The sequence below is a fragment of the Nonomuraea solani genome, from assembly GCF_900108335.1.
GTDB classification, from domain to species: domain Bacteria; phylum Actinomycetota; class Actinomycetes; order Streptosporangiales; family Streptosporangiaceae; genus Nonomuraea; species Nonomuraea solani.
Map to the genome: position 1 here is coordinate 64,257 of NZ_FNVT01000019.1, position 17,893 is coordinate 82,149.

19 protein-coding genes are annotated in these 17,893 nt (G+C 72.8%); 8 read left to right on the plus strand and 11 right to left on the minus strand.

Going from position 1 to position 17,893, the window contains the following annotated elements:
* Window positions 1–12: 12 nt before the first annotated feature.
* Window positions 13–3,018 (minus strand): AfsR/SARP family transcriptional regulator, encoded by a 3,006-nt coding sequence (locus tag C4V41_RS45305; protein ID WP_103962240.1) that lies wholly within the window; start codon window positions 3,016–3,018, stop codon window positions 13–15.
* A gap of 97 nt (window positions 3,019–3,115) precedes the next feature.
* On the opposite strand from C4V41_RS45305, the gene C4V41_RS45310 reads away from it, so the two are divergent.
* The 3 genes from C4V41_RS45310 to C4V41_RS63460 are packed head-to-tail and all read left to right on the plus strand — an operon-like array spanning window position 3,116 to window position 4,986.
* Window positions 3,116–3,568: a carboxymuconolactone decarboxylase family protein gene (locus C4V41_RS45310; RefSeq protein WP_103962241.1), complete on the plus strand. Its 453-nt coding sequence runs from the start codon at window positions 3,116–3,118 to the stop codon at window positions 3,566–3,568.
* A gap of 36 nt (window positions 3,569–3,604) precedes the next feature.
* Window positions 3,605–3,895 carry a hypothetical protein gene (locus tag C4V41_RS45315; protein ID WP_103962242.1) on the plus strand — a complete coding sequence of 97 codons (291 nt, stop codon included), beginning with the start codon at window positions 3,605–3,607 and terminating at the stop codon, window positions 3,893–3,895.
* A 56-nt stretch (window positions 3,896–3,951) separates the two neighbouring features.
* Window positions 3,952–4,986, plus strand: a complete 1,035-nt coding sequence (locus C4V41_RS63460; protein ID WP_200824675.1) for an alpha/beta fold hydrolase — start codon at window positions 3,952–3,954, stop codon at window positions 4,984–4,986.
* Window positions 4,987–4,992: 6 nt separating this feature from the next.
* Here the strand turns inward: C4V41_RS63460 and C4V41_RS45335 are convergent, their stop codons facing one another.
* A complete protein-coding gene (locus C4V41_RS45335; RefSeq protein ID WP_103962245.1) occupies window positions 4,993–5,580 on the minus strand; it encodes an O-methyltransferase in 588 nt (195 codons plus the stop codon).
* A 61-nt stretch (window positions 5,581–5,641) separates the two neighbouring features.
* On the opposite strand from C4V41_RS45335, the gene C4V41_RS45340 reads away from it, so the two are divergent.
* Window positions 5,642–6,220 carry a dienelactone hydrolase family protein gene (locus C4V41_RS45340; protein WP_103962246.1) on the plus strand — a complete coding sequence of 193 codons (579 nt, stop codon included), beginning with the start codon at window positions 5,642–5,644 and terminating at the stop codon, window positions 6,218–6,220.
* On the opposite strand, the gene C4V41_RS45345 is transcribed toward C4V41_RS45340, so the two are convergent.
* The 3 genes from C4V41_RS45345 to C4V41_RS45355 are packed head-to-tail and all read right to left on the minus strand — an operon-like array spanning window position 6,217 to window position 8,429.
* Window positions 6,217–6,885 carry a response regulator gene (locus C4V41_RS45345; protein WP_103962247.1) on the minus strand — a complete coding sequence of 223 codons (669 nt, stop codon included), beginning with the start codon at window positions 6,883–6,885 and terminating at the stop codon, window positions 6,217–6,219. The genes C4V41_RS45340 and C4V41_RS45345 overlap by 4 nt on opposite strands.
* Window positions 6,882–8,006, minus strand: coding sequence for a sensor histidine kinase (locus C4V41_RS45350; protein WP_103962248.1), 1,125 nt, complete (start codon window positions 8,004–8,006; stop codon window positions 6,882–6,884). Before C4V41_RS45350 ends, C4V41_RS45345 begins: the two co-directional genes overlap by 4 nt.
* A 24-nt stretch (window positions 8,007–8,030) precedes the next feature.
* The gene (locus tag C4V41_RS45355; protein WP_103962249.1) at window positions 8,031–8,429 is read right to left on the minus strand and encodes a hypothetical protein; all 399 of its coding nucleotides are present in this window, start codon (window positions 8,427–8,429) and stop codon (window positions 8,031–8,033) included.
* Between the two features lie 163 nt (window positions 8,430–8,592).
* On the opposite strand from C4V41_RS45355, the gene C4V41_RS45360 reads away from it, so the two are divergent.
* From C4V41_RS45360 to C4V41_RS65585, 3 genes are all read left to right on the plus strand, one after another.
* The gene (locus tag C4V41_RS45360; RefSeq protein ID WP_103962394.1) at window positions 8,593–8,970 is read left to right on the plus strand and encodes a hypothetical protein; all 378 of its coding nucleotides are present in this window, start codon (window positions 8,593–8,595) and stop codon (window positions 8,968–8,970) included.
* A 28-nt stretch (window positions 8,971–8,998) separates the two neighbouring features.
* On the plus strand, window positions 8,999–10,174 hold the full coding sequence (locus C4V41_RS45365) for a serine hydrolase domain-containing protein (RefSeq protein WP_103962250.1): 1,176 nt from the start codon (window positions 8,999–9,001) through the stop codon (window positions 10,172–10,174).
* Between the two features lie 64 nt (window positions 10,175–10,238).
* Window positions 10,239–11,966, plus strand: coding sequence for an RICIN domain-containing protein (locus C4V41_RS65585; protein ID WP_103962251.1), 1,728 nt, complete (start codon window positions 10,239–10,241; stop codon window positions 11,964–11,966).
* A gap of 55 nt (window positions 11,967–12,021) precedes the next feature.
* Here C4V41_RS65585 and C4V41_RS45375 read toward each other — a convergent pair whose 3' ends face one another.
* Complete coding sequence (locus tag C4V41_RS45375) at window positions 12,022–13,113, minus strand: DUF1835 domain-containing protein (protein ID WP_235030784.1); 1,092 nt, start codon at window positions 13,111–13,113, stop codon at window positions 12,022–12,024.
* Between the two features lie 188 nt (window positions 13,114–13,301).
* Window positions 13,302–13,790, minus strand: coding sequence for a GNAT family N-acetyltransferase (locus tag C4V41_RS45380; RefSeq protein WP_103962252.1), 489 nt, complete (start codon window positions 13,788–13,790; stop codon window positions 13,302–13,304).
* Between the two features lie 140 nt (window positions 13,791–13,930).
* On the opposite strand from C4V41_RS45380, the gene C4V41_RS45385 reads away from it, so the two are divergent.
* Window positions 13,931–15,550 carry an FAD-binding oxidoreductase gene (locus tag C4V41_RS45385; RefSeq protein ID WP_103962253.1) on the plus strand — a complete coding sequence of 540 codons (1,620 nt, stop codon included), beginning with the start codon at window positions 13,931–13,933 and terminating at the stop codon, window positions 15,548–15,550.
* Here C4V41_RS45385 and C4V41_RS45390 read toward each other — a convergent pair.
* The 4 genes from C4V41_RS45390 to C4V41_RS45400 all read right to left on the minus strand — a co-directional run bounded on the left by C4V41_RS45390 (window position 15,547) and on the right by C4V41_RS45400 (window position 17,889).
* Window positions 15,547–15,852 carry a hypothetical protein gene (locus tag C4V41_RS45390; protein ID WP_103962254.1) on the minus strand — a complete coding sequence of 102 codons (306 nt, stop codon included), beginning with the start codon at window positions 15,850–15,852 and terminating at the stop codon, window positions 15,547–15,549. The two genes, C4V41_RS45385 and C4V41_RS45390, sit on opposite strands and share 4 nt — an antisense overlap.
* 177 nt (window positions 15,853–16,029) lie before the next feature.
* Window positions 16,030–16,194: a hypothetical protein gene (locus C4V41_RS62355; RefSeq protein ID WP_160150613.1), complete on the minus strand. Its 165-nt coding sequence runs from the start codon at window positions 16,192–16,194 to the stop codon at window positions 16,030–16,032.
* A gap of 13 nt (window positions 16,195–16,207) precedes the next feature.
* Window positions 16,208–17,074 (minus strand): RNA polymerase sigma factor SigJ, encoded by an 867-nt coding sequence (gene sigJ / locus C4V41_RS45395; RefSeq protein ID WP_103962255.1) that lies wholly within the window; start codon window positions 17,072–17,074, stop codon window positions 16,208–16,210.
* Complete coding sequence (locus C4V41_RS45400; RefSeq protein WP_103962256.1) at window positions 17,071–17,889, minus strand: alpha/beta fold hydrolase; 819 nt, start codon at window positions 17,887–17,889, stop codon at window positions 17,071–17,073. Before C4V41_RS45400 ends, sigJ begins: the two co-directional genes overlap by 4 nt.
* Window positions 17,890–17,893: the final 4 nt, after the last annotated feature.

Consider the following 17,893-nt stretch of genomic DNA (forward strand, 5'->3'; position numbering starts at 1 on the left):
GGCGCCGGTCGTTCAGGAGGGCGCGACGTCCTTCAGGAAGGCTCGGATGTCCTCGGTCTCCGGGACGCCCAGCTCCCCGTAGAGCGTGAGCGCCAGCCGTCCGTGCTCGCCGGCCTGCTCCGCGTGCCCGAGCGCGAGGTGGGCGCGCGCCAGCCCGTCGTGCGCACGCGCCCGCTCCGGCCGGTTGCGCGTACGGTCGGCGAGCGCGAGCGCGGCCGTGTGCTCCTCGACCGCCAGGGCCGGGTCGCCCGCCGCCTCGGCCAGCCCGTTGAGCGCGGCCGCCTCGTCGGCGGGGTTGCCGAGCGAGCGATAGAGGGCCGCGGCCTGCTCGTGGCGGGCACGGGCCTGGGCGAGTTCGCCCTGGTGCCGCAGGACGACGCCGAGGTGGTTGAGGGTCATCGCCTCTCCGGCCGGGTTGCCGACCTTGCGGTGCAGCGCCAGCGCCAGGTCGAGGTGCCGCCGGGCCTCCTGCGGGCGGCCGGCCCGGTCGAGGGTGAGGGCGAGGAGGCCGAGTACGTGGGCCTCGCCCCAGGTGTCGGCGCCGATCCGGGTGAGATCGAGTGCCTGCTCCAGGTACCGCTCCGCCTGCGCGTCCGCCCGCCGCCGCAGGGCCACATGGCCCAGCGTGAGCAACGCCCGCGCCCGTTCGCCGGCCTCCTCGCCCGTGTCGAGGGCCTGGTGGGCGTGCTCTTCCGCGCGCTCGTACTCGCCGATCCGCCAGTACGTCCACGCCAGGTCGGTGAGCGCCCGCGCCTGGACCGCCCGGTCGCCGAGCCTGCGGCTGCGCTGGAGCGCCAGGGTGTGGAGCGTGATCGCGTCGTCGTGGTGCGCCTGCCGGTCGAGGAAGGGGCGCATCGACAGGGCCAGGAAGCCCAGGCAGATCTCGGGCCCGTGGACGGCCGTCGCGATGATGTTGGCGCGCTCGGCGTCGAGCCAGGCGCTCGCCTCGGCGGCGTCGCGAAGGGGCGCGATCGGGGCGGCCGGCCGGGGGATGCCCTCCCGCTGGGCGACGCTGTGCGGGAAGAGCCGGTCCATGGCCGCGCGGGAGCGGTGCAGGTAGTAGCCGAGCAGCCGCATGACGGCGCCGTCGTCCTCGGCGAGCGAGCGGGCGTGCTCGCGGAGCAGGTCGTGGAAGGTGTACCGGCCGGGTTCGAGCTGCAGCAGCATGTGGGCGTCGAGGAGACCTTCGAGCAGGTCCTCCGCCTCGTCCTCGGAGGTCTCCGCCAGGGCGGCCGCGCCGCAGGCGTCGATGTCGCGGCCGGGCACCAGGCCGAGCAGGCGGAACATGCGCTGCTCGGCCTCGTCGAGCTGCTCGTAGGACAGGGTGAAGGCCGCCGACACGCCGTCGAGGAGCCGGCGGTGGTCCCGCAGCCGGCCCGCCAGGTAGGACACGGTCCAGCGCGGGCGATGCTGCAGGCGGGCGGCCGAGATCCGGATGGCGAGCGGCAGGTGGCCGCACAACCGCAGCACCTCGTGTACGGCGTCCGGCTCGTGGTGAGCGCGTTCGCCCACGATCCGGCCGAACAGCCCGGCGGCGTCCCGCTCGTCCAGCACGTCGACCGACAATGCGTGGGCGCCGTCCAGGTCGACGAGCCGCCGTCTGCTGGTGATCAGGACGAGGGTGTCGGAATGGCCCGGCAGCAGGGGGCGTACGTGCTCGGTGTCGGAGGCGTTGTCCAGGACGGCGAGCACGCGGCGGCCGGCCAGCTCGGCCCGCCACAGGGCGCCCCGCTCGGCCGGGGCGGCCGGGATGCGGTCGGCGGGCACCCCGAGCTGGCGCAGCAGCGCCTCCAGCGCGGTCGCGGCGTCGACCGGCTCCCGGCCCGCGGTGTGGGCCCGCAGGTCGATGAAGAGGCGGCCGTCCGGATAGCGGTCGGCCAGGCGGTGGGCGGCGTGCACGGCGAGCGTGGTCTTGCCGATCCCGGCCATGCCGTCGATCGTGACAATCGCGGCCCCGGGGTGGTCGCCCGCGAGCCGCTCCAGCTCGGCGCTCCGTCCGGAAAAATCGGGAATGTCGTACGGCAGAAAAGTGGACCGCCCCGCCGAACCAAGCACCGGCCGCAAGCCCGGACCCTCCACCGGGACCACCCGCTCCGGCCCGTCCGAGGTCGGATCGCCGGCCGGGTGCGAAACAGGGTCGCCCGCCACCGCACCGGGCAGGCGCGGGGCCGCGCCGCCAGCCAGGCGCGAGGCCGCCTCGTCGGCCAGGCGCGAGGCTGCGTCGTCGGCCACGGGCGCCCGCTCCGGCAGGCGCACGGCCGCGTCACCGGCCAGGGCCGCTTGCTGTGGCGGGTGGCTCGGCCGGGGCGGCAGGCGCAGGGCCGGGGCGTCGGTCAGGACGGCGTGCTCCAGTTCGGTGAAGGCGTGGCCGGGGTCGAGGCCCTGTTCGTCGGCGAGCGCCGTGCGGTAGGCCCGCGCCACCGCCAGCGCGTCGGCCTGCCGCCCCGCCCGGTGCAGCGCCAGGACGAGGTGGCCGTTGAGCTTCTCGCGGAGCGGGGCGGCGCTCACCTGGGCGGCCAGCTCGTCGAGCAGCTCATCATGCCGCCCGGCGGCGAGCTCGGCCTCCACCAGGCGCTCGTACGCCGACAGCCGCCGATCGTTCCACAGCTCCCGCACACCACCGGCGTAGTGCGCCTGCACGTCCTCCAGCGCCTCGCCGTGCCACAGCTCCAGCGCCTCGCGCAGCCTCCCGGCGGCCACCAGCTCGGTGAACTCCCGCGCGTCGAGCTGACCAGGCCCGGGGTGCGCGACGTAGCCGCCGGTCCGCGTTTCGAGCAGCCCTTCGGCGCCCGCGCCACGCAGCACCTTACGGATCGCGGTGATCGAGGCGTGGATCTGCGACCGGGCGGTGTCGGGCCGGTCGTGGCCCCACATCGCCTCGATCAGCCGCTCGATGCTGATCACCCGGCCGGCGTTGAGCAGCAGGTAGGCCAGTACGGCCCGGTGACGTGGGGCGATGCCCGTCAGCGGCTCGCCGGCGACGACCAGGTGGACGGGGCCGAGAAGGATGAACCGCACATCGTCCCCCCATCACCATCACATCGTCAGCGCATAGCGAATGTATCAATCCGCCGATCCACTCTGGTTTCACACCGACCAAGACGGAGGAACCACGATGGAAGCCCGGATGAAGAACCCCGCCACGATCATCCCGACCGCGATGAAGCCGATCATGGAGCTGATGAAGGCGGCCCAGTCGCAGGGCCTCCCCCAGGAGCTCATGGAGATGATCCACCTGCGGGTCAGCCAGATCAACGGCTGCAGCTTCTGCGTCGACGCCGGCCTGAAGAACCTGCGCAAGCTCGGCGAGAGCGACGAGCGCATCGGCCTGGTCGCCGCCTGGCGCGAGGCCCCGTACTACACCGACGCCGAGCGGGCCGCCCTGGAGCTGGCCGAGGCCTCGACCCGGCTGGCCGACCGCGCCGACGCCGTCCCCGACGAGGTCTGGGACCACGCCGCCGACCACTTCGACGAGCGGCAACTGGCCTCGATCCTGCTGATGATCGCCGTCACCAACCTCTTCAACCGCCTCAACGCCCCGATCCGGCAGATCGCCGGCTCCTGGTAAGCCCCCCACACAGCCCGTACAGAAGGAGACACCGATATGTCCGTCGTCCGCTCGCACCGCTACTCCGTCGCCGACACCGACCTGGCGGAGTTCCTGGCCCGCCGCGGCTCGCTGATCGCGACCGTCAGGAAGGGCCACCCCGGGCTCACCCACGCCGTGCTGATCCGGCTCGAGAACGGCACCTACACCGACACCTGGCACTGGGAGACCGCCGAGCAGCTCGGCGCCGCGCTCGCCGCCATCCCCACCTTCCCGGAGGCGCCGCTGGCCATGGCCCTGACCAGCGACGCCACCGCCCTGATGGGCCAGGTGGTGGACGAGTCCTGAGCCCCGGCGCCTGCGGGCCCTGGCCTCGCCGGCCAGGGCCCGGCGGGCTCTCCCCTTTGACAACGACCGGCAGCCAGGACTCCGACCCGGCGACCTGGAACCTCGACCAGTGGGCCGACGACGTCCACGAGCTCTGCCAGGTCCTCGGCATCACCAAGCCGATCGTCCTGGGCTGGTCCTTCGGCGGCACGGTGGCCATGAACTACGCCGCCCGCCATCCCGGCCACCCGGCGAAACTGATCCTGCAGAGCACGGTCGCCCGCTGGGACCGGGACCTGATCGTCGAGGGCTTCCGCGCCGAGGGCGGAGAGGAGGCGGCGATGGCGGCGAAGGCGCTCCTCCCCGTCCGCGCCGGCCGGCTACGAGGTCTTCGAGCGCTTCGGCCATCTGATCCCCGGCACCGAGGGCGAGCGGCTCTTCGCGCTCCTCCGCTCCTTTATCGTCGAGTGGTCCCCGACCCTGGAGCAGTGATCGTGACCTATCTGGCGGCCGACGAACGGCGACGCCTCATCATCGACGCGGCCATCGAGGTGATCGCGGCCGAAGGGCTCGCCCGGGCCACCACCCGCCGCATCGCCGAGCGGGCCCACGCGCCGCTGGGCACGATCCACTACTGCTTCCGCAGCAAGAACGAAATGAACATGCTCATCCTGGAGCGGGCCCGCGCCACGATGGAGACCGCGTTCGCGGACCTCGACCCCGGTGACGGCTTCGAGGCGACCCTGCGATCGATCGTCACCACCTACTGGCGATGGGTCCGCGACCACCTCGGGCTCCATCTCGCCCTCATGGAGCTCACCCTGTGGGTCATCCGCAACAGGAAGAGCGTGGTGCCGCAGCCGGACAACGGCAACATCTGGGCGGTGGTCAACGGACCGCTCGGCGGCGGCCTCATCCAGGACAATCTGGCCGCCGCCGTCCGGAAGGACGGCGCCGAGCCGGCCGTCCCGATCCCCGACCTGGCCCGGTTCCTCATCCACCGCATGGACGGCCTGGTCCTGGAGCTGGCCGAGACGAACGACGAGGCCGGCTGCGAACGGCAGGCCGGGCTGCTCGCGGACACGCTCGTCCACCTGTCCACCCGCGGGTGAGAGTCGTCAGTCCCGGCGCGTCGCCACCAGCTCGCCCTTGCCCACCGCGATCGTGGCGACCGCCAGGCCCGGCTCCCGCGTGAGAAGGTCGCGCAGCGGGGCGATCTCCCCGGGATGCGACAGAGCGTTGTCGGCCACGAGCACCCCGCCCCGCCGCAACACCCGGAGGGGATGCGGCCACCATGAGGCGTACTCCACCCGCTCGGCGTCCAGGAAGAGAAGGTCCACCGAGCCGTCCGCCATGCCCGCCAGCGCGGCTCCACCGTCCCCGACCTGGAACTCGACGTGCCCGGCCAGCCCCGCCGCACCGATCGCGGTCCGGGCATGATCCTGGGCCTCGGCGTCGGTGTCGAGGCTGAGCACGCGGCCGCCGACCGCCCGGGCGGCGTCGCCCAGCCACAACGTGGACGCCCCGCGCGACGTACCGACCTCCACGATCGTCCGCGCCGCGACGCTCTGCGCCAGGAACCACAGGAACTCCCCCGCGTCGGGCTCCAGCACCCGCCACCGGTCCAGCCGGTTCTCCTGGCCGGCGTCGTGCCGGGCGGCCGCCTCGTTCAGCTCCGCGATGATCTTCCGTAGTGTGACGTCCATGGTCGGATTCTGCCTCTGAGGCGGCACCGCCCCGAGATCAGGGCTGGCTAAGCTGGCACGCATGGCTCGGATCCTTCTCCTGCACTCCATGTACGGCCTGCGGCCCGCCGTCCACCAAGCCGCCGACAGATTGCGGGCGGCCGGCCACGACGTCCACGTTCCCGATCTGTACGACGGCCGGATCGTCGACACCCCTGAAGAGGGCATCGCGATCAAGGAGGAGATCGGCCGGGACGAGCTGCTCAAACGCGCCATCACCGCCGCCGCCCCGCTCTCCGCCGAAGGCCGCCTGGTCTACATGGGCTTCTCCCTGGGCGCCGCGCTCGCGCAGACCCTGGCCCTGGCCGACGAGCGGTCCAGCGGGCTGCTGCTGATGCACGGCACGTCCGACATGGCCGACGGCACCGCGGCCGACGACCTGCCCGTCCAGCTCCACGTCGCCGACCCCGACACCTACGAGCCCGTCGACTGGCAGAACGCCTGGTATCTCGCCATGCGCCGGGCCCGGGCCGACGTGGAGGTCTTCCGCTACCAGGGCGTGGGCCACCTGTTCACCGACCCCGACCTGCCCGACTACAACGCGGAGGCCGCCGAACGGGCCTGGTCGATCGCCTTGGACTTTCTCGCCGATCTGTCCTAGGGCCCGCCCGGCCGCACCAGGCCGCTCTCGTAGGCCAGGATGACGAGCTGGACGCGGTCGCGTACCTCCAGCTTGGCGATGGCCCTGGTGATGTGGGTCTTGGCGGTGAGCGGGCTGATGGTGAGGCGTTCGGCGATCTCGTCGTTGGACAGGCCGAGCGCGACCAGGCGGACCACCTCCCCTTCCCGCTCGGTGAGGGCCTCCAGCCGCCGCCGGGCGACCGGCTCGGGCCCGCGCGCGTGGGCGAAGCGTTCCACCACGCGGCGGGTCGCGCCCGGGGACAGCAGCGCGTCCCCGGCCGCGACGGCGGCCACCGCGCGGCGCAGGTCGCCCGGCTCGATCTCCTTGGTGAGGAAGCCGCTGGCCCCGGCGCGCAGGGAGTCGAAGAGGTGCTCGTCGGTGTCGAACGTGGTCAGGATGATCACCCGGCAGCCGGGGATGGCGGGGTCGGCGACGATGTGGCGGGTGGCGGTGATGCCGTCCATGCCGGGCATCCGGATGTCCATGAGGATCACGTCGGGCAGCGTGGCCGCCGCCAGCCGGACGGCCTCGTCGCCGGTGGCGGCCTCCCCGACGATGACGACGTCCCTGGCGCGGGCCAGCAGGCTGCGGAATCCGGCCCGTACCAGGGACTGGTCATCGGCGAGGAGCACCTTGGTCGTCATACGTGCGAGCCTGCCACAGGGAGGTCGGCCCGGATCGAGAAGCCGCCCGGCTTCGAGTCCACGGTGAGCGTGCCCCCGAGGGCGTTCACCCGTTCCCGCATGCCGGCCAGGCCGTGGCTCTCGGTGATCTCGGCGCAGCCCCGGCCGTCGTCCTCGACCTCGACGGTGATCGAGGACGGCCTTCGCTCGATCGTCACCTCGGCCTTGGCCGCGCCGGCGTGTTTGAGGGTGTTGGTGAGCGCCTCCTGGACGATGCGGTAGACGGCCACGGCCTGCGCGGCGGGGATGGTCGCGGGGTCGCCGCGCTGGTCGAGGGTGACCTGGAGCCCGGCGGCGCGGGCGTCCTCGATGAGGGTGCCGAGTGCGGCCAGGTCGGGTTGCGGGGCGGTGCTGTCGCGCAGGACCCCGATCAGGGAGGTGAGGTCGGCCATCGCGCGGTTCCTGACGTCCTTGGCCACGCGGAGCGCGGCCGCGGCCTCGTCCGGCGCCTCCTTGAGGGTGTCGGACGCGACGTTGAGCTGGACGCCGACGACCGCGAGGGTGTGGGCGACGATGTCGTGCACCTCGCGGGCGGCGCGCAGGCGCTCCTCGGCGGCGCGGGCCCGGCCGTCGGTCTCGCGCAGCCGCTCACGCCAGCTCATGGCGGTGGCGTAGCCCGTCCCCGCGGCGATGAGGATCGCCAGCAGCAGCCCTTCGCCGACGATGTGGATGAGGAAACGGCCTGCGTTCCGCTCCAGCACCCACCAGAAGTCGACGGTGGCGTAGACGAGCTGGGCGGCGCCGATGAGCGCCACCCACCGGACGCGTGGCGTGCACGCGGCGCTGACGTAGGCGACCGACGCCGGCCAGATCCAGCCGCCCTCGAAGACGCTGGTGGCGCGGTAGAGGAAGATCGCGGCGATCGACAGCAGCAGCACGGTCAACGGCCACCGGCGCCTGAACATCAGGAGCGCCCCGAGGAACAGCGCGAGGGGGATGAGACCGTTCCATGGGCCGCGGACCCCGGCCGCCAGGGCCCCGGTGGTCACGCCGACGACGGTGAGCACGGCGAACGCCAGGTCCACCAGCCAGGCGGAGTGACGTACCGCCGCGGGCGCGTGTCGCGGGAAAGGGGACACCATGGGGAGCCTTCTCTTGGGAGGGGATCAGACGTGGGTGACGAGGAGGGTCACGCCCGCCTCTCCGTCACAGTCCACCAGAATGGGGCCGACACCGTTGCCGACCTTGGGGTCGAGGGTGGCCTTGGCCACGAACGCCTTCGGGTTGTCGTCGATGATGCGGACGTCGCGCAGGATCTCCTTGCGCACCCCGCCGAGCACGGCCTTGAGCCGCTTGCCGCCGCCGCAGTGACCGGTGATCGTGATCTCCTCGCCCCGCTTGGTGGTGGGGTTGGGGCTGACCTGGACGACCGCCCTGGCGCCCTTCGGCGGCTTCGGCGTGGTCAGTTCGGTCCGGTCATCGGCGGACGCGCCGGCGGCGCCCAGCGCGAGGAGGCCGGCCGTCAGGCCGACGCCGGCGAGAACGGTGATGATGCTCTTGGTCATGGGGTTTCCTTCGCTGGTTCGGAGGTACGGCGACGACGTTAGGGGTGTGGCCGCCGGGTCCGCGTCGTCCGTGGCGCGTCACTTCGGTCTGCGCCGGACGCGTAGAGCCGTACATCGAACGGTGTATTGCCAAATATCGTCTCTTATGGAGACAATGTTCTCCATGGCGGAGCGCTACCTGGGGATCATCGGCGTCGCCGAGGCCCTGGGCGTGAGCCGGCATGCGGTGCACAAGTGGCGCACCCGCCATCCGGACGGCTCCGACCATCCCTTTCCCGGGCCGGACGTCGAGGTCGACGGCGCTCCGGGCTGGCGGGCCGATCGGCTCGGCGAGATCGTCCGATGGCGGGAGAGCCTGCCGGGCCGGGGAGCGGGCGGAGGGCGGCCCTCCCTCGCGCGCCAGGAATACTTCAAGGCGGCGATGGCGCGCGGTCTCGACAGGGACGAGGCGACGCGCGCGCTGGCCTCCTTCGCCGCTGAGTTTCCTCAGATGAGCGAGCCGGAGCTGTGCTCCTGGCTGGTGGAGAAGTTCCGCGGCTGACATTCATCACGACGGAAGGCGATGACGCATGCCCGAAATCAGCGGGGAGACCGCACCGGGATTCGACAAGGTACGCGAGGCGTTCGCGGCCAACCTGGCCACCGGCCGCGACATCGGCGCCGCGGTCAGCGTCTATCTGCACGGCCGGAAGGTCGTCGACCTGTGGGGCGGAATCGCCGACCCCCGGACCGGCCGCCCCTGGGAGCGCGACACCCTGCAGGTCGTCTATTCCACCACCAAGGCCGTCACGGCGGCCTGCGCGCTCCTGCTGGCGCAGCGGGGCGAGCTCGACCTCGACGCGCCGGTGGCTCGTTATTGGCCGGAGTTCGCGGCCGGGGGCAAGGAGAACGTACCGGTCCGGTGGTTGCTCACCCACCAGGCCGGGCTGCCCGCGATCGACCAGCCGGTCACTCCGGCGGAGGCGATCGCCTGGGAGCCGATGGTGGCGGCGCTGGCGGCGCAGCGGCCGTACTGGGAGCCGGGCACGGACCACGGCTACCACGGGCTCACGTACGGATGGCTCGTCGGCGAGGTCGTACGGCGGGCGAGCGGCCGCAGCCTCGGCACCTACCTCGCCGAGGAGATCGCCGGGCCGCTCGGCCTGGACCTGTGGATCGGGCTGCCCGAGTCCGAGCACCACCGGGTCAGCCGCATCGTCGCGGACGACCTGCCCGGCTCCGACGCGCTGGCGGCGGTCGACCTCGACGCCGTCCCCGAGCCCATGCGAGGGGTGCTGGCGGCCTACGCCGACCCCACGTCGCTGACCGTGCGCGCGATGAACGTGGTCACCCCGCCGCTGGACCACAACGACCCGGCCGAGCAGGCCGCCGAGATGCCCGCCACCAACGGCATCTGCACGGCCCGCGGCCTGGCCGGCTTCTACGCCGCGCTCATCGGGCACCGCATCCTCACGCCTGACCATCTGGCCGCCGCGACCGCGGAGCGGGTGGCCGGCGTGGACCGGATCCTGCGCGTGCCCGTACGCATCGGCACCGGTTTCGGCCTGCCGACGCCGGACGCGTTCTGGTACTCCCCCGCCGCCTTCGGGTTCCCCGGCCTGGGCGGCTCGATCGGCTTCGCCGACCCGGCGAGCGGGCTCGCGTTCGGTTACGTCATGAACCGCCTGCGGGAGGGCGTTCCGGACGTGCGGGTGCCGAGCCTGCTCGACGCCGTGCGGGAGGCCGGCAGTACCGCGGAAGTTTGAAAACGAATACGGCGGAGGGTTGACGCTTTCCGCCGGGTGATCCCTCTAGCATCGGCTCCCGTTCATGCTGTTCGTACGTGGAGGTTCGATGCTCTTCTTCGGGCGGGTTCTGCTCGCGCTGCTGTTATGGACGGGGCTCAGCGTGGCCGCCCCGGCTCAGGCGAGTGTGGAGCCGGGGACACCGCCGCTCGACGCCGGGCAGGCGTGGTACCCGCGCGTCATCCGGCTGCAGCACGCGGACACCACTCACAACGGCCGCGTTCTCGCCACCACGAACACCGGCGCCGGCGGGACGATCCACGAGAGCACCGACGACGGGCGGACCTTCCGCCGCATCAGCGAGATTCCCACCGGCCCGGCCGCCGGTGAGTTCTCGTGCTGCTCGGCGCTGTTCGAGTTCCCGCGCCGGCTCGGCTCCAGCCCGGCCGGCACGCTCATCTGGGCCGCGTCGATCAACACCCTGGGCGGCGGCGAGGACCAGCCGAACCCGACCGCCCGGATCGTCGCCTGGACGAGCGCCGACCACGGATACACCTGGGCGCCCATCGGCGGCCCGATCGTCACCGGTTCCACCGGCCACGGCCTGTGGGAGCCCGAGTTCTCCGAGGCGGCGGGGCAGCTCGTCATGCATTTCTCGGACAAGACCCAGCAGCCGCGCTACGGCCAGACGCTGGCGCGCGTGCGCTCGGCCGACGGCGGCCTGACGTGGAGCGCCAAGGTCAACACGGTGGCCGGTGAGGCGGACGCCGCGGACAGCCCCGGCATGCCCGTGGTCAGGCGGCTGCCGAACGGCGGTTACGTCATGGTGTACGAATACTGCGAGCTGCGGCCGGTCACGAACGGGCACGGCTGCCGGGTCTATCTGCGTACCTCGTCGGACGGCTGGAACTGGGGCGACCCGGCGAACCCCGGCACCATCATCCGCACGGCCGACGGCAAGCACCTCGCCCACGCGCCCACGGTGGCGTGGGCTCCCGGCGGCGGCCCCGGCGGGCGGCTCATGGTGATCGCCAAGCTGGTGCGCACCGGCGGCGACCGCGGAGCCGCCACCGTCCTGCCGGAGAGCGGCCGGACCATCCTGGTCAACACCGCCGGCGGCGTGGGCGCCTGGTACGAGATCGACGCCCCGGTCAAGGTCGGCGTCGATCTCGATCCGCCGAACGCCAACCTGTACCTGCCCTGTCAGAACTACAGCCCACCGCTGCTGCCCTCCGCGGACGGCACCCGGGTCCTGGAGATCGCCACCGACGTGGCCGACGGCACCTGCAAGGCGTACGTCGCCACCGGCTCCTCCCTCGGCACCGGCGACGCCACCGGCGTGTCCGCCTCGGCCGTCTACCGCGCCATCAACCTGGCCAGCCGCCGCTGCCTGGACGCCGACGCGGGCGCCGTGACGAACGGCACCCGGATCCAGCAGTGGACCTGCGGCGGCGCGCTCGCCCAGGAGTGGCGCCCGACGCGGCGGGCCACTGGCGTGTTCTCCTTCGTCAACCCGAAGTCCGGCAAGTGCCTGGACGTGCCCAACGGCAACATCTCCGTGGACCCGGGTGACAAGGCGCACCTGTGGACGTGCAACGGCACCGGCGCGCAGGACTGGCTGCCGGTCGCGGCCGGCAGGTCCGTCTACGTGATCAAGCCCCGTAACAACCAGGCGCTGTGCCTGGACGTCGCGGACGGCTCCACGGCGGACGGCGCGGAGGCCCGGGTCAATCCGTGCACGAACGCCGGTTCGCAGCTCTGGCACCTGGACGCCCGCCCGGTGGCCGGGAGGGATCCCGGCCTCCAGCGGTGAACGAATCCCCGAGTGCCCGCGTGACGGGCCTGATCACGCTCCTCCCGCTGGTCTCCTAGCGGCTCTCGGCGATGGCCTCCGTGCCGTCGTCCCAGCGCCAGCGGGCGTCCCGGCCGTGCAGGTGCACGCCGCCGATCCACCGGTCGATACCGTTGAGCGTGACGTGGTCGGCCTCGCCCGCGAGCACCCGCGCCCCGGTCGCGGTCAGGCGCAGGCGGGTGGCGCGGCCGACCGGAGCGCCGGAAGGCTCGGTGCCGAGCAGCGGGACGGGCGCGTACGCCATCCGGTCCATCATCGCGAAGCACCAGTCGTCACCGAGGTACGGGCGCGTCTCCCTGGCCCCGGCGCGGACGAACGCGGTGGCGGCGTCGGACGCGCCGTCGGCGACGGCGGCGAGCACCCGTCGCTCGGTGAGCGACAGCCCGTCGCGGGTGGCCGGGTATTCGCGGCTGAGCCGGTCGAACGCCTCGCCGAGGAAGCGCAGCTCAGGCGAGCGGACCGCGGCGATGGCGCCGAGGCCCGCGGGCGTCGGCGCCCGGAAGGCGGCCCAGGCGCGGGTGGCCAGCTCCAGGGCGTCCGGGGTCAGCCGGGCGCACGCCTTCGTCGCGGGCAGCTCGCGCAGTTGCTCGGCGGTCAGCTCGCCGAGGCCGCCGAAGCGCGCGATGCCCGGGTGCTCGCCGATGCAGATCAGGGTGACGCGCTCGGCGGGCACCTCCAGGTCGGCGAGGCGGGCGAGGATCTGGATGATCTGGAGCTGGTCGTAGAGGTCGGCCTCGAACCACAGCACGTATTCGCCGTCGCGGTTGGCCGCCAGGTCGCGGTCTCGCTCGACGAACATCTCCATGACCTCGCCGCGGTCGTCCGCGTCGGCCTGGATGAGGAACGCCGCCCTGATCCGGCGCAGCTCCTCGGGGCCGACGGCGGGCACCGGGCCCTCGTGCAGGACATCGCGCCAGAACATCACGCGCCGGGCGATGCCGGTGCCCGGCAGGTCGGTGGCGTCGCCGTTGCTGACGTGCAACGCCTCGGCCATCCAGCCGTCGTCACGGTGTCCGGCCAGTAGCTCGCTGCGGGCGGTCGCGTACGACTCGCCGGTCTTGGCCATGCGGGCGCGCACGCGCCGCTTGAAGTCGGCCTGCTTGGTCATGGTCATCTCCCGCGCCCCACCCGCGGATCCCCCAGCGACCGGTGCGGTGAGCGCGCGATCGACGACGGCGCTCCGGCCGAGAGGTGGGCCCCCCTTTGCCTCCGTGGGTGGCCCGGCTGGGGCGGGCCGCCGGAGGTTGGGCGCGGACGGACGCCGACCGCCAGGATATCCCACCCGGCGTCCTCCGGTCAGAGCGCGCGGTACATGATGTGCAACCCGACGTAACCTCGTTCCGGGTGCCGGAAGCCCTCCGGCAGCGTGCCCACCACCTCGAACCCGAGCGACCGGTACAACTTCACCGCGTGCGCGTTCGTCTCCACCACCGCGTTGAACTGCATCGCGCGATACCCCGCCGCCCGCGCCCACTCCAGGCTGTACTCGCACAGCGCCCGCCCCACGCCCTGTCCGGAATGCGCGGGGTCGACCATGTAGCTGGCGCTCGCGATATGGGAGGCGTTGCCCATATGGTTGCGGTTCATCTTCGCCGTACCGAGGATCTTCCCCGCGTCGTCCACGGCGACGACCGTACGGTCGGGTGCCCGCAGCAACCACCAGTCACGGCCCCGCTCCGCGTCGAGATCCACCGGATAGGTGAAGGTGTCCCCCGCGGCGACGATCGCGTGGAAGAAGGGCCAGATGGCGGGCCAGTCGGCCGCGCCGGCTTCTCTGATCAACATGGGGACAGGATGCCGGTACGGCCGGAGGTGTAGCTAGCTCCACCCCCGGCGTACGCCTGAATGCATTCTCCCCGCAGCGCCCCACACATAGTGTCATGAGCACATATTTCGGGACTTCGACCAGGGGATTGAGGATCAGCATGAGCGAGGTCACACGCCGCGGGCTCCTCAGCGGCGCGGCGGCGGTCGGCGGGGCGGCCGTCGCGACGCGGCTCACGCCGGCTGCGGCCGCCGCGCCGGGCACGCCCGAGTTCGGCCCGGTGGTCGTCCGGCGCGGCGACCCCCGTTACGAGGACTTAGCGGTACGCCGGACGAACCAGCGCTTCCGCGCCGAACCCGACTACTTCCACGTCCCCGGCTCCACGGAGCAGGTCGTGGCCGCCGTCAACGAGGCGGTCCGGGCGGGCCGGCGCGTCACCGTGCGCAGCGGCGGTCACTGCTACGAGAACTTCGTCGGCGACGGCGCGGAGGTGGTGATCGACCTGTGTGAGATGTCGGAGGTCTACTACGACGAGCGGCGCCGCGCGTTCGCCATCGAGCCGGGCGCCACGCTCATGCAGGCGTACCGCACGCTCTATTTCGGGTGGGGCGTCACCATTCCCGGCGGCCAATGCGGGGGCGTGGCCGCCGGGGGTCACATCGCGGGCGGCGGGTACGGGCCGCTGTCCCGGCGCGACGGGCTCACCGTCGACTACCTGGACGCGGTGGAGGTCGTGGTGGTCGACCGCAACGGGCGGGCCCGGGCGGTGGTGGCGACCAGGAACCCGGCCGACCCGAACCACGACCTGTGGTGGGCGCACACGGGTGGCGGCGGCGGGAACTTCGGCATCGTGACGCGCTACTGGATGCGCGACCCGGAGGCCCGGGGCGACGACCCGGCCAAGCTGCTGCCCCGGCCGCCCGCCACCGTCCTGTCGGGGGTGGCGATCTGGTCCTGGAACGGCATGACGAAGGAGTCGTTCCGTCGGCTGCTGCGCAACTTCGCCGAGTGGCACGAGCGCTACGGCACGCCGGGCAGCCCGCACGTCTCCCTGTGGGGCTCCCTGCTGATCCCCGGCCGCCAGGCCGGCGCCGACCCGGGCGGGATCATCCTGCCCACGCAGATCGACGCGGACGTGCCCGGCGCCGAACAGGTCCTGCGCGAGCACTTCGCCGCCGTGGCCGAGGGGGTCACGCCCGAGGTGTTCGTGCCGCCGCTGGAGCGGGTGCCGTGGTACCAGGCGGTCCGTACGCTGTCGCTGGGGGCGGAGTCGGAGTCGGGCCGGTACAAGGGCAAGTCGGCCTACCTGCGCAAGGCGCTCACGGACGAGCAGGCCGACGTGGCGTACGACGCCCTGAACGCCGCCGACGCGGTCTCCTCCACCGGGTTGCTGTGGCTCCTTTCGTACGGAGGGCGGGTGAACCGGACGCGTCCGGAGGCCACCGCGACCGTGGAGCGTCAGTCCGTGCTCAAGATGCTCCAGCTGGCGTCCTGGTCGGCCGAGCAGGACGGGGCCGCGCACCTGGAGTGGGTCCGGCGGCTGCACCAGCGCACGTTCGCGGCCACGGGAGGCGTGCCGGTGCCGGGCGGCAACTGCGGCGGGGCCTACATCAACTATCCGGACGCCGACCACGCCGACCCTCGGTGGAACACCTCCGGCGTGCCGTGGTCGACGATCTACTACGGGGAGAACTACGCGCGGCTGCAGCGGGTGAAGGCGCGCTGGGACCCGCGTAACGTCTTCCGTCACGCGTTGTCCGTGCGCGCCCAGGGGTCCTAGGCCCGGTCGTCGCGATACTTCCGCAGGTCGCGACGTGCCCGGCGGCGGCTGCGGCGGCGCTCTTCGCGGCGGAGGTCGTTCCACTCCCGGCCGCCGCCGAGGGCGCCGGCACCGAGCAGGTGGTGGTCGGTGGCCCTCCAGTAACAGCCGCTGGTGCGGTGGTTCAGAGACGCGCCTGCGGTGGTGATCTCGTCGGGCAGCGTGCAGATCCCGAACCGGTGGTCGTGGACGGGCACGCAGGTCACCATCGGCGCGTCGGCCATGCGTACCCACCAGGGCCGGGTCTTGTCGGTCTTGCTCATACGGTCACCTTTCGGCTCCGTGACACCCCGGGATGGGGCCGTCACTAGACCGGATGCACCGTGATCACCTCCGACTTCGACGTACCTGGGCTCTACGCTACCCGGCGGCGCATGACGAGATCCACGGGAACGCGTACCGGCAGGCACAGGGTCTGCCCGTGCGCGCCGAACAGGTCGTCACGAGACCGGGCGCACGCGTGCCGCGATGAGCCGGTGGGCCGCGATCAGGAACGCCCGGTCGCCGCTCGCCTTCCTGGCTTCGGCCGCCAGTCTCAGGACGCGAGGGTCCCGCCAGTCGAGGATGGGCGTGGCCGCCGTGTTTCCCGCGTGAGAGAGCCGCACCGCATGATCGTAGCTAGCGCAGTTTGGCCGGGGCGCGGATGAAGTCGATGCGGCTGAGCAACCCGCCGGTGACGGTGAAGGAGACGACCGTGTCGACCTTGCCGTGGTCGTACAGGGCCAGGCCGAGGGCGCCGTTTACGGTAACCGGGGCGAGGACCTGGCCGGGTGCGGCGTCGCTCATGATGGAGAGCACGAAGCGGGCGACCCGTTCGGCACCGTGGACCGGCTGGCGGGCGGTGTTGGCCCGGCCGTCGCCGTCGCTGGTGAGCACGGCGCCGGGGTCGAGGATCGCCACAAGGGCGCTCAGGCGGCCCCCCGCCGCGGCGGCCAGGAACCGTTCGACGACCTGGCGGTGCTGGTCGCGGTCGACGTCGACGCGTGGCGCGCCCTCGCCGACGTGCCTGCGGGCGCGGGCGGCGAGCTGGCGCACCGCCGCCGGTGTGCGGCCGACGGTGGCGGCGACGTCCTCGAAGGTCAGGCCGAAGAGGTCGTGGAGCACCCAGGCGGTACGTTCGGCCGGGGTGAGCGACTCCAGGACGACGAGCAGCGCGAAGCCGACCGACTCGTCGAGCGTGACCCGGTCCGCGGGGTCGGCCACGGGCGTCAGGAGGGGCTCGGGGAGCCAGGGCCCGGTGTACGTCTCGCGGCGCAGCCGGGCGGTCTTGAGCACGTCCATCGCCGCCCGCGCGACGACCACCGTCGCCCAGGATTCGACGTCCTGGACGCGGGCCCGGCGGTCGGCGCGGACGAGCTTGAACCAGCATTCGGAGACCACGTCCTCGGCCTCGGACACCGTGCCCAGGATCGCGTACGCCACCCGGGTCAGATGGGAGCGCGCCGCCGCGTAACCGGCCGAGAGCTCGGCCTCCCGTGGCATCATGACGCCGCCGTCCCCGTGAGGATGACCCGCGCGACCAGCTCGGGGGTGTCGCTCATCGGCACATGACCGGCGCCGGGCAGGACGAGGTGCCGGGTGTGCGGCGGGAGCTGGTCGGTGAACCGGGACTGCCGCGTGAGAAGTACCCGGTCCGAGGCTCCGAAGGCGACCGTCACCGGCGCGGACACCTCCCCCGCCGCCCGGTAACGGATGGACATGGCCGCCCTGAACGTCGGCAGGAACCCCGGGGCGCGCCCCATGTCGGCGACGGCGTGGACCACGTCCTCGTGGGCGAGAGCCTCGGGATGGTGGAAGAGCTGCCAGAACAGCAGCCTGCGCCCCCAGGCCCGGCGCGACAGCGTGCTGAGCAGCGGCGCGCCGTACCGGCAGGCGGCCCAGGTCAGGACGAAGCTCACGGTGCAGTACGCCGGCTGGCCCCGCCTCCACAACCCGGCCGGAGCCAGCAGGGTCAGCGAGGCGACCGGCCTGAGGTGGGCCAGCTCCAGGGCCACCCATCCGCCGAGCGAGTGCCCGGTGACGTGCGGCCGGTCGACGCCCCACTCGTCCAGGGCCGCGGCCACAACCTCGGCCAGCCGGCGCGGCGTCACCGGATGGTTGCCGTCCAGCGTGTCGGAGCCGCCGAAGCCCGGCAGGTCCACCGCGTACACCGTGTGCGCGGCCGCGAGCCCGTCGAGCACCGGCGCCCAGGCCGCGCGCGAGGACCCGATGCCGTGCAGCAGCACCAGCGGCGGCCCCGCGCCGATCTTCGCGAACGCGAGCCCGCGGCGGGTGCGCCCGTTCCCCCGGTTGTCGGTCATGTCC

Coding starts and splice junctions, on each gene's coding strand:
- C4V41_RS45310 (WP_103962241.1), top strand. CDS start 3,116: ATGGAAGCCCGGATGAAGAACCCCGCCACGATCATCCCGACCGCGATG.
- C4V41_RS45315 (WP_103962242.1), top strand. CDS start 3,605: ATGTCCGTCGTCCGCTCGCACCGCTACTCCGTCGCCGACACCGACCTG.
- C4V41_RS45335 (WP_103962245.1), bottom strand. CDS start 5,580: ATGGACGTCACACTACGGAAGATCATCGCGGAGCTGAACGAGGCGGCC.
- C4V41_RS45340 (WP_103962246.1), top strand. CDS start 5,642: ATGGCTCGGATCCTTCTCCTGCACTCCATGTACGGCCTGCGGCCCGCC.
- C4V41_RS45345 (WP_103962247.1), bottom strand. CDS start 6,885: ATGACGACCAAGGTGCTCCTCGCCGATGACCAGTCCCTGGTACGGGCC.
- C4V41_RS45350 (WP_103962248.1), bottom strand. CDS start 8,006: ATGGTGTCCCCTTTCCCGCGACACGCGCCCGCGGCGGTACGTCACTCC.
- C4V41_RS45355 (WP_103962249.1), bottom strand. CDS start 8,429: ATGACCAAGAGCATCATCACCGTTCTCGCCGGCGTCGGCCTGACGGCC.
- C4V41_RS45360 (WP_103962394.1), top strand. CDS start 8,593: ATGGCGGAGCGCTACCTGGGGATCATCGGCGTCGCCGAGGCCCTGGGC.
- C4V41_RS45365 (WP_103962250.1), top strand. CDS start 8,999: ATGCCCGAAATCAGCGGGGAGACCGCACCGGGATTCGACAAGGTACGC.
- C4V41_RS65585 (WP_103962251.1), top strand. CDS start 10,239: ATGCTGTTCGTACGTGGAGGTTCGATGCTCTTCTTCGGGCGGGTTCTG.
- C4V41_RS45375 (WP_235030784.1), bottom strand. CDS start 13,113: ATGACCAAGCAGGCCGACTTCAAGCGGCGCGTGCGCGCCCGCATGGCC.
- C4V41_RS45380 (WP_103962252.1), bottom strand. CDS start 13,790: ATGTTGATCAGAGAAGCCGGCGCGGCCGACTGGCCCGCCATCTGGCCC.
- C4V41_RS45385 (WP_103962253.1), top strand. CDS start 13,931: ATGAGCGAGGTCACACGCCGCGGGCTCCTCAGCGGCGCGGCGGCGGTC.
- C4V41_RS45390 (WP_103962254.1), bottom strand. CDS start 15,852: ATGAGCAAGACCGACAAGACCCGGCCCTGGTGGGTACGCATGGCCGAC.
- sigJ (WP_103962255.1), bottom strand. CDS start 17,074: ATGATGCCACGGGAGGCCGAGCTCTCGGCCGGTTACGCGGCGGCGCGC.
- C4V41_RS45400 (WP_103962256.1), bottom strand. CDS start 17,889: ATGACCGACAACCGGGGGAACGGGCGCACCCGCCGCGGGCTCGCGTTC.